The sequence below is a fragment of the Streptomyces sp. NPDC047453 genome (genome assembly GCF_040643155.1).
Classification (GTDB): domain Bacteria; phylum Actinomycetota; class Actinomycetes; order Streptomycetales; family Streptomycetaceae; genus Streptomyces.
Window position 1 is genome coordinate 44,561 of the sequence record NZ_JBEYTS010000032.1, and the last position, 15,655, is coordinate 60,215.

Annotated in this window: 3 protein-coding genes; all 3 read left to right on the forward strand. The window is 74.1% G+C overall.

Going from position 1 to position 15,655, the window contains the following annotated elements:
• The first annotated feature begins 260 nt into the window (after window positions 1-260).
• Genes ABZ818_RS25375 through ABZ818_RS25385 form a run of 3 tightly spaced genes read left to right on the forward strand, consistent with a single transcriptional unit; the run spans window position 261 to window position 15,654 of the window.
• Entirely contained in the window at window positions 261-9,032 is an 8,772-nt protein-coding gene (locus ABZ818_RS25375; protein WP_361418884.1) for an SDR family NAD(P)-dependent oxidoreductase, read from the forward strand.
• The gene (locus ABZ818_RS25380) at window positions 9,029-12,331 is read left to right on the forward strand and encodes a beta-ketoacyl synthase N-terminal-like domain-containing protein (RefSeq protein WP_361418887.1); all 3,303 of its coding nucleotides are present in this window, start codon (window positions 9,029-9,031) and stop codon (window positions 12,329-12,331) included. Before ABZ818_RS25375 ends, ABZ818_RS25380 begins: the two co-directional genes overlap by 4 nt.
• The gene (locus ABZ818_RS25385; RefSeq protein ID WP_361418890.1) at window positions 12,328-15,654 is read left to right on the forward strand and encodes an amino acid adenylation domain-containing protein; all 3,327 of its coding nucleotides are present in this window, start codon (window positions 12,328-12,330) and stop codon (window positions 15,652-15,654) included. The genes ABZ818_RS25380 and ABZ818_RS25385 overlap by 4 nt, the downstream gene beginning before the upstream one ends.
• Window position 15,655: the final 1 nt, after the last annotated feature.

The window sequence follows — 15,655 nt, forward strand, 5'->3', positions numbered from 1 at the left end:
CGGGAATCCACGGGGAAATCCGGCCGGCCCACCGGCCGATATTCCCCGAGCGCCCTTCCGAATCTTTGTTTCGCGATTCTCCCGGCCGAATCCGGCCGATCCGCTGACTAATGCACGTAAGAAGTACGGGAAACGGCCGAGCGGTTGTCCGTGGAGTGCGACCAGGTGCCGTCACCGGAAATTCGGCGGGAATACGCGGAGCGATCTGCGAATTTCCGCGAACACTCGCTCAAGGTGTCGAGCACTGAGAGGACGGTCGGATGCCGGGCCGGGACGCACAATCGCTTGTCGACCATTTCCGCACGGTCTTCGGTGAACACTCGCAGGAGCAGGTCTTCCGGTACCTCGTGGACGGCGAGGGCGAGCCGCAGGCCATCGCCAACGCCGAGTTCGACCTGCGGGCCCGCACGATCGCCGCCGCGCTGCAGGAGCGCTTCCCCGCCGGGGAACGGGCCCTGATCATGTGTCCGGCCGGACTGGACTACGTCGCCTCCTTCTTCGCCTGCCTGTACGCCGGCATCACGGCCGTACCGGTCTACCCCCCCGACCCGGCGTTCCTGATGCGTACCCTGCCGCGGCTGACCGGCATCATCGAGGACGCCGAGCCCGCGGTGCTCCTCGCGCCCGCCTCGACGGTCGCCCTCGCCGACCGCTTCGCCGAACACGCCCCGGCGCTGCGGGACATCACCTGGCTGGCCGTCGACGACCTCGACACCGCGGCCGCCGGCGGCTGGCGCGACCCCGGCATGAGCCGCGACGACCTCGCCTTCCTGCAGTACACCTCCGGCTCCACCAGCCGGCCCAAGGGCGTGATGGTCAGTCACGGCAACCTGATACACAACATCGAGGCCATCTGCCGGCAGCTCTTCGTCGACGACGCCAGTGGGCAGCACATGGTGAGCTGGCTGCCGCCCTTCCATGACATGGGCCTGATCTACGGCCTGCTCACCCCCGCCTACGCCGGGTTCCCGGTCACCTTCATGTCGCCGTTCTCGTTCCTGAAGCGGCCGTTGCGCTGGCTGCGCGCGATCTCCGACGCCGGCGGCACCGCGAGCGCCGCCCCCAACTTCGCCTACGACCTCGCGGTGGCCAAGGTCACCGATAAGGACCGGCAGACCCTGGACCTGAGCTCCTGGCGGATCGCCGTCAACGGCGCGGAGCCGGTCCGGATGCAGACCCTGGAGCGCTTCTCCCGCACCTTCGCCGAGTGCGGCTTCCGGCCCAGCGCCCACGTCCCCTCCTACGGTCTGGCGGAGGGCACCCTGCTGGTCTCCACCGGCCACGCCTCCGGCCCCGTCCATCGTGACCTGCGGCCCGAAGGGCTCCTCGCGGGCGTCGCCGAGGACGCCGGCCCGGACGAGGCGGTGCGCACCCTGCTCAGCTGCGGCATGTCCCCGCACGACCAGCGGGTCGTGGCCGTGGACACGCAGACCCGCGCCGCCCTGCCCGACGGCCGGGTGGGCGAGCTGTGGGTCGCGGGACCGAGCATCGCGCACGGCTACTGGCGCCGCCCCGAGGCCAGCGAGGAGACCTTCCGGGCCCACCTCGACACCGGGGAGGGACCGTTCCTGCGCACAGGCGACCTCGGTTTCACCGACGGCGACCAGGTCTACGTCACCGGCCGCATCAAGGACGTCATCATCGTCGCGGGCCGCAACCACTATCCCCACGACATCGAACGCACCGTCGAGGGCGTCGACCCGGGCCTGCGGCAGGGCTGCGGGGTGGCCGGCGCCCGCGAGATCGACGGCGAGGAACGCCTCGTCGTCGTCCAGGAGTACCGCGGCAGCCGCTCAGCGGAGGACCGGGCCCGGGTCGTCGCGGCGATCCGCGCCGAGGTCGCCCGCGAGCACGGCCTGCAGGCGTACGTCGTGGCCCTTGCCCGCGCCGGGACGGTGCCGAAGACCTCCAGCGGCAAGCTGCAGCGCGCGGCCTGCCTCGACGCCCTCCTCGCGGGCACCCTGGAACCGCTGGTGCTGTGGCGGGCGGACGAGGCGGAGGCCGGCACCGGCCCGGCGCAGCAGGACACGTCCCCGGCGCCCGGCACGTCCGGATCCGCCACGGAGCCCGGCGCGCATGACGCCGCACCCCCGCGTCCCGCGCCGGGCGCCGCCGAGATCGAGCGGTGGCTGCGCGAGGCGCTGGCCACCGCGACCGGCAGGCGCGTCGACACCATCGACCCGGAGCTGCCGTTCGCCGGGTACGGGCTGCGGTCCGTGGAGATGGTCACGATGGTCGGCGACCTGGAACGCCACCTCGGCGTGCCGCTGGCACCCGGCGTCGTCTGGGAGCACCCCACCGCCGCCAAGCTCGCCCGCCACCTGGCGGGGGAGCCTGCCGAGCCCGCAGCGGGCACGGCCGCCGACGAGCCCACCACCTCCCTCGCGGCCCCCGTGCCCACCGCCTCGCCCGCGGCCACGGACGGACCCGCCGGGGACGGACCCGTCGCGGCCGAACCGATCGCCGTCATCGGCATCGGCTGCCGCTTCCCCGGCGGCGTCGACAGCCCCGACAGCTTCTGGCGACTGCTGAGCGAGGGACGCGACGCGATCACCGAGGTGCCCGCCGATCGCTGGAGCACCGAGGAGTTCTCCGACGACGACCCGGCGGCCCCCGGTCGCACCAACAGCCGCTGGGGCGGGTTCCTCGACGGCGTCGACCGCTTCGACGCGGGCTTCTTCTCCATCTCGCAGCAGGAAGCCGCCCGCATGGACCCGCAGCAGCGGCTGCTCGCCGAGGTCGCCTTCGAGGCCCTGGAGAACGCGGGCGTGCCCACCGGCGGGCTGTCCGGCTCGCCGACCGGCGTGTTCATCGGCATCTCCACCTTCGACTACGCCACCGGCCAACTGCGCGACCTCGACGCCATCGACGCCTACACCGGCACCGGCAGCGCGCTGAGCATCGCCGCCAACCGGCTGTCGTACCTGCTGGACCTGCGCGGCCCCAGCATGGCTGTCGACACCGCCTGCTCCTCCTCGCTGGTGGCGGTGCTCCAGGCGTGCGCGAGCCTGGCCCAGGGCGACTGCGACCTGGCCATCGCCGGCGGCGTCAACCTGGTGCTGTCCCCGGCGCTCGCCATCAACTTCAGCAAGGCCGGGGCGATGTCCGCCGACGGCCACTGCAAGCCGTTCGACGCGAGCGCCGACGGCTACGTACGCTCCGAGGGCGCCGGCATGGTGGTCCTCAAGCCGCTCAGCCGGGCCCTGGCCGACGGCGACCCCGTCCACGCCGTGATCCGGGGCGGCGCCGTCAACCAGGACGGCGCGAGCAACGGCCTGATGGCGCCCAACCCGAAGGCCCAGGAGGCGGTGCTGCGCGCCGCCCACGCCAAGGCCGGGGTGCGGGCCGCCGACATCGCCTACGTGGAGGCGCACGGCACCGGCACCATCCTCGGCGACCCCATCGAGGCCAAGGCCCTCGGCGAGGTCCTCGGCGACGACCGCGACCCGGACCGGCCCTGCCTGATCGGCTCGGTGAAGTCCAACCTCGGCCACATGGAGGCCGCCGCGGGCATCGGCGGCCTGATCAAGACCGTCCTGATGGTCCGCCACCGCATGGTGCCGCCGACCCTGCACTACCACGAGCCCAACCCGCACATCCCCTTCGACGACCTCCCCGTCCGGGTCGCCGACACCCTCCGGCCGTGGCCCGCGGCCGGCACCCCGGCCCTCGCGGGCGTCAGTTCCTTCGGCTTCGGCGGCACCAACGCCCACCTCGTGGTGGAGGAACCGCCGCCCGCCGCCCCCGCCCGCCCCGCGCCCGAAGGCGCCGTGCTGCTGACCGTCTCCGCCCGTGACGGGCAGGCCCTGCGCGACCTCGCCGCCCGCTACGAGGACAAACTCACCGACGGCACACCCGTGGGCACCCTCGCCACCGCTGCCGCCGTCCGCCGCACCCACCACGAGCACCGCCTGGCCTGCGTGGGCACCTCCGCGGCCGAACTGCGCGCCGCGCTCGCCGCGTTCGGCCGCGGCGAGGACGCCGCCGGCCTCAGCTCCGGCGTGCGCCGGGTCGGCCGGCAGTCCAAGCCGGTGTTCGTCTTCTCCGGGCAGGGGCCCCGCTGGTGGCCGCTCGCCGCCGACCTGTTCACGGGTGAACTCGGCGGGGAGAAGGCCTTCCGCGCCGTCCTCGAACGCGCCGACGCCCTGCTGCGCCGCCACACCGACTGGTCGCTGCTCGACCAGCTCGCCGCCGACCCCGCCCGCTCCCGGCTGCTGGACACCGCGGTCGGCCAGCCCGCCCTCGTCGCCGTCCAGGCCGCGCTGGCCGGCCTGTGGCGATCCTGGGGCGTCGAACCCGCCGCCGTCGTCGGGCACAGCGTCGGCGAGATCGCCGCCGCCCATGTCGCGGGCGCGATCTCCCTGGAGGACGCCCTCCTGATCGCCCTGCACCGCGGCAACGCCCTGCACGCCGCCGCCGGCAGGGGCCGGATGGCCGTCGCGGGCGTCTCCCTGGACCGGGCCCGCTCCCTCCTCGACGAACGCCGCCCCGGAGCGGTGTGGATCGCCGCCGGCAACAGCCCCGGCTCCACCGTCTTCTCCGGCGAGGGCAACGTGCTGGAGGAGTTCGCCAAGTCCCTGGAAGCCGAAGGCCTCTACTGCAAGGTCCTGGAATCCGTCGAGTTCGCCTCCCACTGCCCTCTGATGGAACCCGTCGCCGCCGAACTGTGGCGGCTGCTGGCCCCCTTGCGACCCCGCGCCACCGCCATCCCGATGATCTCCACCGTCACAGGCGAGACCGTCCCCGGCGACCGGCTCGACGCCGAGTACTGGGCGTCCAACCTCACCCGGCCGGTCCTGTTCGACACCGCCGTCACCGCGCTCGCCGACACGGGGCACGACGTGTTCGTCGAGATGTCGCCGCACCCGATGCTCACCGACGCCGTCACCGAGCGTCTGTCGTCGTACGAAGGCGGCGTCGCGGTGTCGTCGCTGCGCCGCGACCAGCCGGGCCGCGCCGCCGTACTCGCCGAACTCGGCCGCCTCTACACCGCCGGCCGGCAGGTCGACTTCACCCGCGTCCACGGCCCCGCCGGACCCATGGCCGACCTGCCCACCTACCCCTGGCAGCGCACCCGGAGCTGGTACGAGCAGCGCACCCGGAACCGGCCCGCGCACCGCGGTCACCCGGTGCTGCGGGACCGCACCGCCTCCGCGCTGCCGCCGCACGCCGTCCACTGGTCGGCCCCCGTCGACCTCGCCGGATTCCCGTACCTGACGGACCATCAGGTAGGCGGCAGTCCCGTCCTGCCGGCCGCGCTCGTGCTGGACGCCTCACTCGCCGCGGCCCGCGCGCACCTCGGCGGCGGCGCAGCCCTGGACGACGTCGCGTTCACCCGGCTCACCGTGGTGCCCGAGCAGGCCGACGACACCACGCTGCAGCTCGTCCTCGTCCCCGGCACCGCCGACACCGGCACGCTGCGGCTGTTCACCCGGGCCACCGCCGACGACGAGTGGACCGAGGCCGCCCGGGCAGCCTTCCGCCGCGCGGTCCCCGAAGCCGCCGCCGAACCGCTCGCCGCCGTACGGGCGCGCTGCGCCACCGCCGCCGCGGCCGGCGACCACTACGCCGCCCTGCGCCGCGCCGGGCTGGCGTACGGGCCCGCGTTCCAGGGCGTCGAGGAACTGTGGCGGGGCCGGGCCGAGGCCGTCGCCCGGCTGCGCGAGCGGAGCGCCCTGACCACCGACCGCGGCGAGCACCCGGTGCATCCGGCCGTGCTCGACAGCGCCCTGCAGGTCCTCAGTGCCGCCCTCGACGCGCGGGACCAGCCCCTCGAGGCCACGTACGTGCCGGTGGGCGTCGGCGGCTTCACCCTCTTCACCGACCGCGCCGAACCCCGCTGGGCCCACGCCGCCGTCGCCTCGCCGCGGACCGGCGCCGACGAGATCACCGGCGCCACCGTCGTCCTCTACGACGACGCGGGCACCCCCGTCGGCGAGGTCACCGGCATCACCCTGAAGCGCCTGGACCGCGCCGAGGCCGCCGACCCGCTCGGCGAGGCCCTGCTCGGCATCGCCTGGCGCCCCGCCCCCGCCGACGCCCCCGCCGCGCAGCAACCGCCGGGCACCTGGCTGCTGTTCACCGACAGCGGCGGCACCGCCGCCGCCCTCGGCACCGCACTGCGCTCCCACGGCGCCACCTGCCTGACCGTCACCGCCGGCCCCGCCTACCGCAAGGCCGACGCGGCACACTACGAACTCGACCCCGGCCGCCGCGAGGACGTCGCCGCGCTGCTGGCCGACCTGGCCGCCGCGGGCACCCGCCCGGACGGGATCGTCCACGCCTGGACCCTCGACGTCGACCTCACCGAGGACGGCGGCCCGGAGCAACTCCCGGCCGCCCAGGACGCCGCCTGCCTGCCCGTACTCCACCTCGTGCAGGAACTCGCCCGTGCCGGCCAGGACCCCGCACCCCGCCTGGTCCTGCTCACCCGCGGTGCCCAGCACGCCGCCGACGGCGACGAACCGGCCGCCGGACAGGCGCCGCTGTGGGGCCTGGCCCGGGTGATCGGCCAGGAACACACCGAGCTGCGGACCACCGTCGTCGACCTGGACCCGGCCCGTCCCCAGGACGAGACCGCCCAGCTGCTCGCCGAAGTGCAGCGCACCGGCGACGACGACCAGGTCGCCCTGCGCGCCGGCGCACGCCTCACTCCCGCGCTCCAGCCCTGGACGCCCGCCGCCCAGGTCCCGGAGGACCACCGACCCACCTGGGCCTTCGACGCCTCCCGCGACGGCAACCACCGTCTGCTGGCCACCCGCCCCGGCAGCCTCGCCGGCCTCCGCTCGACCTGGTGGCACCGCACCCCGCCGGGGCCCGGCCAGGTCGAGATCGAGGTCGCCGCCGCCGGCCTGAACTTCAGCGACGTCCTCAAGGCCCTCGACACCTACCCCGGCGCCGAAGGCGTCGTGCCGCTCGGCGCCGAGTGCGCCGGCCGGATCACCTCCGTGGGCGAGGGCGTCACCGGGCACCGGGCCGGCGACCGGGTCATCGCCGTCGGCGGCAGCAGCATGGCCGCCTTCACCACCGTCGACGAGCACCTGGTGGCGCCGGCCCCGGCATCCCTCGACGACGACGAGGCCGCCGCCGTGCCCATCGCGTTCCTCACCGCCGTCCACGCCCTCGAACGCCTCGCCCGCCTCCGCGAGGGCGAGAGCGTGCTCATCCACTCCGCGACCGGCGGCGTCGGCCTCGCCGCGCTCCAGGTCGCCCGCCGCCGCGGCGCCCGCGTCTACGCCACCGCCGGCACCCCCGGCAAACGCGACCTGCTGCGCGGTCTCGGCGTCGAGCACGTCATGGACTCCCGCACCCTCGCCTTCGCCGACGAGATCACGGAGCTCACCGGCGGCCGCGGTGTCGACGTCGTCCTGAACTCCACCTCCGGTGAGGCCCTCGTACGGTCCCTGGGGCTGCTCGCGCCCGGCGGGCGCTTCGTGGAGATCGGCAAGCGCGACATCTACGACAACAGCCACATCGGCCTGGAGTTCTTCAAGGACAACCGCGCCTTCCTCGCCGTCGACCTGGAGCGCACCATCCGCGAGGAACCCGAGGAGATCGCGGGACTGTTCGCCGACGTCGTCCAGGGCTTCGACCGCGGCGACTTCACCGCCCTGCCCGTCACGGTCCACTCCTTCGCCGACGCCCCCGCCGCGTTCACCGACATGGCCAAGGCCCGCCACACCGGCAAGCTCGTCCTGCGCCCGGCCGCCGGCGAAACCGTCACCACCGCCCCCGGCGCGGCGCCGGTACGGCCCTTTGGCACCTACCTCATCACCGGCGGCCTCGGCGCGCTCGGCCTGGAGACGGCCCGCTACCTCACGGGACACGGCGCCCGCCACCTTGTGCTGGTCGGCCGCAGCGCTCCCGGCGCCGAAGCCGAACGGGCCATCGCCGAGCTGCGGACCCGTGGTGCCGAGGTCACCGTCGTCAGCGCCGACGTGTCCGACCGCGGCGGCGTCGAGGAACTGCTGGCCCGCGTCGACGGCTCCATGCCGCCGCTGGCGGGGATCGTCCACGCCGCGGGCATCCTCGACGACGGCCTGCTCACCGGCCTGGACCGGGACCGGTTCCGGTCCGTCGCGGGCCCGAAGTCGAACGCGGCCTGGCACCTGCACCGGGCCACCCTCGACCGCGAGCTGGACTTCTTCGTCCTGTACTCCTCGGCCGCCGCCGTCCTCGGCTCGGCCAGCCAGGGCAACTACGCCGCCGCGAGTGCCTTCCTCGACACCCTCGCCCACCACCGACGCTCCCGCGGCCTGCCCGCGCTGAGCATCGACTGGGGCCCCTGGTCCGAGATCGGCCTCGCCGCCCGCCCCGACCGCGGCGGCGCCCTGGCCGCCCGCGGCATCGAGAGCATCAGCCCCGACCAGGGCATCGCCGCCCTCGACCGGCTGCTGCGCGGCTCCACCACCCAGGTCTGCGTCCTGCCCCTGGACCGCGACAAGCTCCGCGACCACCCCGGCGGCGGCCTGCTGCGCACCCTCACCGACCAGCCCGGCCAGGACGCCGACGGCACCGCGGGACCGCTGGACGAGGTACGCCGCCGGATGCTCGCGGTCGAACCCGGCCGCCGCCGCAGGGCCGTCCTGACCGAGCACTGCCGGGCCGTCGCCGCCCGCGTCGTCGGCACGGACCCCGCCAGGATCGACACCAGCGCCCCCATCACCAGCCTGGGCTTCGACTCGCTGCTCTCCCTGGAGCTGCGCAAGTCCCTGGAGTCCTCACTGCGGGTCAAGCTGTCCTCCACCGTCATGTGGCGGTTCCCGACCGTCGACGCCCTGGTGCCGTACCTGGCCGAACGCATGGAGATCGAGCTGGAGCCCGGCCGGGCCCCGGACACCGACGGGCCCGCCGTACCCGGCCCGCGGACCGCACCCGTGCCGCCGGCCGTGAAGGCGCCGCCGGCCACCCCGGACAGCGCGGGTCCGCCCGCCGCGGACGGCCCGCCGGACCTCGACGCGATGTCCGCCGCGGAACTCGAAGCACTCCTGCTGGCCAAGACGAACCAGATCGACGAAGGGGGTCGGCGATGACGCCACCGGGACAGGACCTGCTGCCGGCCGACACGCTCAAACGCGCCTACCTGACGATGGAACGCCTCCAGCGCCAGGTCGAGGAGTACGAGCGGGCCCGCACCGAGCCCATCGCCATCGTGGGCACCGGCTGCCGCTTCCCCGGCGGTGTCACCGACATCGCCGGCTACTGGCGGATGCTGGCCGACGGCACCGACGCCGTGGGCGACACCATCCCCGGCGACCGGTGGGACCACGAGGTGTTCTACGACGAGGAGGCCGGCAGGCCCGGGAAGACCTACACCCGCTCCGGCGCGTTCCTCGACGGCATCGACCGGTTCGACCACGACTTCTTCGGGATCTCCAGGCGCGAGGCCATGGCGATGGACCCGCACCAGCGCCTCAGCCTCCAGGTGTGCTGGGAGGCACTGGAGAACGCCGGGCAGGCCCCGGCGGGCCTGGCCGGCAGCAACACCGGCGTGTTCATGGGCGCCGCCTCCTCGGACTACGTCACCACGCAGATCCGCCACCCCGACGACGTCAGCGCCTACACCAGTTCCGGCGCCGCCTTCTCCTTCGTGCCGGCCCGCATCGCCTACCTCCTCGACCTGCGCGGCCCCAACATCACTGTCGACACCGCCTGTTCCTCCTCGCTGGTGGCCGTCCACCAGGCGTGCCAGAGCCTGCGCCTGGGAGAGTGCGACATGGCCCTGGCCGGCGGCGTCAACGTGGTGCTGTCGCCCATTCTGATGATCTCCCAGTCGCAGTTCGGCTCGGTCTCCCGGCAGGGCCGCGCCATGACGTTCTCCGACACCGCCGACGGCTACGTGCGCGGCGAGGGCTGCGGCGTCGTCGTCCTCAAGCGGCTCTCGGACGCCCAGCGCGACGGTGACCGCGTCCTCGCCGTCGTGCGCGGCGGCGCGGTCAACCAGGACGGCCGCAGCGCCGGCATCACCGCGCCCAACGGCGCCGCGCAGCGTGATGTGTTCCGCCAGGCCCTGGCCGCCGCCGGGGTGGCACCCGAGCAGGTCGGCTACGTCGAGACCCACGGCACCGGCACCCGCCTCGGCGACCCCATCGAAGCCGAGGCCCTCGCCGACGTGTACGGCCGCGACCACGGCTCGCCGGTCTACCTCGGCGCCGTCAAGACCAATATCGGCCACCTGGAGGCCGCGGCCGGAATCGCCGGACTCATCAAGGCCGCACTGTGCCTGGACCGCGCCGAAATCCCGCCGAACCTGCACTTCACCCGGCTGAACTCCAACATCTCCTTCGACGGCACCACCTTCCAGGTGCCCACCCGCCTCACCCCGTGGCCGCACACCGACGGCCGCCGGGCGGCCGCGGTGAGCAGCTTCGGCCTGAGCGGCACCAACGCCCACCTGATCCTGGAGCAGGCCCCGCCGCCCGCCCCGCCGGCCGCCGACGACCGCAGGCCGGCCTCGGTCCTGGCGCTGTCCGCCCGCAGCGAGACCGCGCTGACCGCCCTCGCCGGCCGCTACGCCGACCGGCTGGCCGACGGCGACGACACCTCACTGGCCGACCTGTGCCACTCGGCGGGCACCGGCCGCTCCCACTTCCGCCACCGCCTCGCCGCCGTCGGCACCACCCGCCAGGAGGTCGCCGGCCGGCTCGCCGCCTTCGCCCGCGGCGAGGACGGCCCCGGCCTGGTCCAGGGCGAGGCCGGCAGCCCCGAGGTCGTGTTCCTCTTCACCGGCCAGGGCGCCCAGCGCCCCGGCATGACCCGCGGCCTGTACGACACGCAGCCCACCTTCCGACGCGCCGTCGACGCATGCGCCGAGGTCCTCCGCCCGCTGCTGGAACGGCCACTGCTGTCGGTCCTTTTCCCCGACGACCCCGAAGACCCGCAGATCAACGACACCGCCTACGCCCAGCCCGCCACCTTCGCCGTCGAGTACGCCATGGCCCAGCTGTGGCGCTCCTGGGGCATCACCCCCGCGGCCGTCCTCGGCCACAGCTTCGGCGAGTGCGTCGCGGCCTGCGTCGCGGGCGCGATGTCCCTCGAGGACGGCCTGGCCTTCGCGGTGGAACGCGCCCGCGTCATCCAGGAGTTCTGCCTGCCCGGCACCATGGCCGCGGTGTTCGCCTCCGAGGAGGAGGTCGCCGCCGAGATCGCCGCGCACCCCGGCCGGATCGCCGTCGCCGCGGTCAACGGCCCCGCGAACACCACGATCTCCGGCGACCGGGACCTCGTCGAGGCCGCGTGCGCCGCCTTCGCCGCCCGAGGCGTCAAGGCCAAGCAGCTGCACATCGCCTCCGCCGGGCACTCCCCGCTGATGGACCCCGTCCTGGAGCCGTTGCGCCGAGTCGCCGAGAAGATCACCTTCTCCGCCCCGCGCATTCCCCTCGTCTCCAACGTCACCGGCGAACTGTGGCCGTGGGACCAGGCGCCGGGCCCCGACTACTGGTGCCGGCACGTCCGCGGCACCGTGCGGTTCGCCGACGGCGTGCGGACCCTGCGGGCCATGGGCTACCGCACCTTCGTCGAGGTCGGCCCCGCCCCCACCCTGCTGGGCGTCATCAGCGACGCCCTGCCGCCCGGCCACGACGACCTGCTGCTGCCCAGCCTGCGGCCCAAGCAGGACGACTGGGAGGTCCTGCTGCCCACCGTCGCCGAACTGTACGCGGCGGGCGCTCCCGTCGACTGGGCCGGCTTCGACTCCGACTACACCCGCGCCAAGGTGCCGCTGCCCACGTATCCCTTCGACCCGGTGCGCTGCTGGCAGCCCCCGCGCCCCTGGGACGGCACCGCGGCCGCCGCCGTCGCCGACGACGACGGCACCCCCGAGGCCGGGGAAGGCTCGCGCACCCGGGCCGCCCGCGGCGGCCGCCGCTCCTCCCGCACCCGGCGCCGCGCCAGCCGTATCCCCACCACCGCCGAGCTGCTGGAACTGGCCGAATCCGAGCGGCTGGAAACCCTGGCCGCCCAGTTCGCGCTCAGCGTCAAGGACGTCCTCGGCTCCACCTCCACCGACGTCGCCCTGGACGAGCCGCTGACCAGCTTCGGCCTGGACTCCCTCATGGCCGTCGAACTGCGAAACGACATCCAGAGCAGGCTCGGCATCACCCTGCAGATCACAGACTTCCTCGGCGGCGCGACCATCAGCAGCGTCGCCGGGGGCATCGTCAAGGAGCTGTCGGCGACCGGCGACACCTCCCTGACGGGCACCGTGCACGACAGCGCCGGGGCATCCACCGCGATCCGGCGGATGCCCCGCGCTGCGGACGGCGTTGCGGCACTCCTCGACGAACTCACCGGCACCGCCGCCCCGGAGCCCGGTACGGAGGCACGCCCGTGACCGACGACCTCGCCCGCCGACTGGCCGCCCTCACCCCCGAACAGCGCGCCCGGTTCGACGCCCTGCTCGCCGAGCGCTCGGCCGAGGACACCTTCCCGCTGGCGGTCCTGCAGCGCGGTACCTGGTTCCTGGAGCAGCTCCGGCCCCGCAACCCCGGCTACATCGTGCCCGGCGCGGTCCGTGTCGAAGGCCCCCTCGACACCGGCCTGCTGCGCGCCGCGGTCGCCGGGATCGTCCGCCGCCACGAGGCCCTGCGGACCACCTTCGAACTCCGCGACGGCGCCCCCGTCCAGGTCGTCCACCACCACCTGACCGTCGACGTCCCGGAAACCGATCTCAGCGACCCCGGGTACACCGACACCGACCGCCAGAAGTGGATCGACGACACTCTCGCCGAACCCTTCGACATCGACACCGGCCCCCTGGTGCGGGCCCGGCTGCTGCGCACCGGCCCCGAGCGGTCCGTGCTCGTCGTAGGGATGCACCACCTCATCTCCGACCGCTGGTCCACCGCGGTCTTCCTGAACGAACTGTCCGAGCTGTACGAGGCCTTCGCCGCCGGCCACCCCTCACCGCTGCCCGAACTTCCCATTCAGTACGGCGACTTCGCCTCGTGGCAGCACCAGCAGCTCGACAACGGCGGCTGGCAGCAGGACCTGGCCTACTGGCGCGACCACCTCGCCGGCGCGCCCTCCGTCCTCGACCTGCCCACAGACCGCCCCCGCCCCGCCGTCCAGGGCTTCAACGGCGGCTCCGTCCCCGTCGACCTGCCGCCCGCCCTGATCGGCGAACTGGCCGCGCTGGCCGGCCGGCACGGCGCCACCCCGTACATGGCGCTGCTCGCCGTCTTCCAGATCCTGCTGCACCGCTACACGGGCCAGGACGACGTCGTCGTCGGCGTGCCCACCGCCCTGCGGGGACGCGCCGAAGTCGAGCCGCTCATCGGCTACTTCGTCAACACCCTGCCTATCAGGGCCGACCTGTCCGGCAACCCCGGCTTCGAGTCGGCCCTCATCCGCGTCCGCGAAGCCTGCCTGGGCGCGTACGCCCACCAGGACGTCCCCTTCGAGCTGATCGTCGCCGACCTCAACACCCCCCGCGATCTCAGCCGTCCCCCGGTGTACCAGGTCAGCTTCAGCTACGGCCGGGAGCCGGTGCCCACCCTCGCCATGGCCGGCGCCCGCCTCACCCGGCTCCCGGTCAGGAGCGAAGGCGCCCGCTTCGACCTGGAACTCCAGGCGTTCGACACCGACGGCGGCTTCACCGGCTGGTTCGAGTACGACCGCGACCTGTTCGACGAGGCGACCATCGTCCGTCTCGCCGGCCACTTCCGCCGCCTCGTCGAACAGGTCATCGCCCGCCCCGGCACGCCCATCGGCGACCTGGACCTCCTCGACGACGCGGAACGCCACCGCGTCGTCGAGGAATGGAACGCCACCGGCAGGCAGTGGCCCGACGGCCTGGTGCACGAGCGCGTCGAGGAGCAGGTACGCCGCGCCCCCGGAGCCGAAGCCGTCCGGTACGACGGCACCTCCCTCACCTACGCCGAGTTGAACGAGCGTGCCAACCGCCTCGCCCACCTGCTGCGCCGCCACGGAGTGGGCCGGGACGTCCTCGTCGGCGTCGCCATGGAACGCTCCCTCGAACTCGTCGTCGCCCTCCTCGCCGTTCTCAAGGCGGGCGGGGCGTACGTCCCCCTCGACACCGACCTGCCGCCGGCCCGGCTCGCCGCCATCGCCGAGGACGCCCAGCCCCCCGTGGTGCTCACCCACGGCGCCCTGGCCGGCCGGCTGCCCGACCTCGGCTGCCCGGTGCTGCGGATGGAGGACCTCGCCGCGGAGCTGGCCGTACAGTCCCCGGACGACCCCGGCGTGAGCGTGGACGGCGAGGACCTGGCGTACGTCATCTTCACCTCCGGGTCGACCGGCCGCCCGAAGGGCGTGATGAACGTCCACGCCGCCCTGCGCAACCGGCTGCTGTGGATGCAGGACGCCTACGGCCTGGACGCCACCGACCGGGTGCTGCAGAAGACGCCGTTCTCCTTCGACGTGTCGGTGTGGGAGTTCTTCTGGCCGCTGATGACCGGTGCCACCCTCGTCGTGGCCCGGCCCGGCGGGCACCGCGACAGCGCCTACCTCGCCGACACCATCGCCGCCGAGCGGATCACCACCTGCCACTTCGTGCCGTCCATGCTCCAGCTCTTCCTCTCCGAACCCGCCGAGAAGTCCGCCGGCCTGCGCCGCGTCTTCTGCAGCGGCGAGGAGCTGTCCCGCGACCTGCAGGACCGCTTCCTGGACCTCCACCGGGCCGAGCTGCACAACCTGTACGGGCCCACCGAGGCCGCCATCGACGTCACCGCCTGGCACTGCCGCCCGGGGGACGACCCCCGCCCGGTGCCCATCGGCCACCCCATCGCCAACACCCGCATGTACGTCCTGGACCGCCACGGCCGCCCCGTCCCGGCCGGCGTCTCCGGCGAACTGTGCATCGGCGGCCGGGGCCTGGCCCGCGGCTACCTGAACCGCCCGGACCTGACCGCCGAGCGTTTCACGGACGACCCCTTCGTACCCGGGGCCCGCATCTACCGCACCGGTGACCTCGCCCGCCACCGCGCCGACGGCGCACTGGAGTTCCTCGGCCGCCTCGACCACCAGGTCAAGCTCCGCGGCCAGCGCCTCGAACTCGGCGAGATCGAGGCCGTCCTGACCCGGCACGACACCGTACGCGAAGCCGTCGTGGTCGCCCGCGAGCACGCCCCCGGTGACGTCCGCCTCGCCGCCTACGTCACCGCCGCGGGCGCCGCCGCACCCGCCGCCGGCGACCTCGCCGCCCACCTGCGCGAGTACCTGCCCGAGTACATGATCCCGGCGTCCTTCACCGTGCTGGACGCCCTGCCGCTGACCCCCAGCGGCAAGACCGACCGCAAGGCCCTGCCCGAGCCGCGCACCGACCGCCCCGACCTGGGGAGCCGGTTCGTCGCGCCCAAGGACGGCATGGAGCACACGCTCGCCGAGATGTGGCGCGGCCTGCTGGGCGCCGAGCGCGTCGGGATGCAGGACAACTTCTTCGACCTGGGCGGCCACTCCCTGCTCATGGCCGAGTTCCGGACCAGCCTGGCCGCCACCCTCGGCCACGAGCTGACCATGGTCGAACTGTTCCAGCACCCCACGATCGGGTCGCTGGCCGCTTACCTCGGCGGCTCCCGTACCGGGCCCGAGACAGCCACACAAGGCGCCAAGCAGCGCGCACAGAACCGTCGTCAGTCCCGTAACCGCCGGCAGCAGGCGGCCGAACGCCGGGCTTCCTCCCGCGGAGACAGGTGAT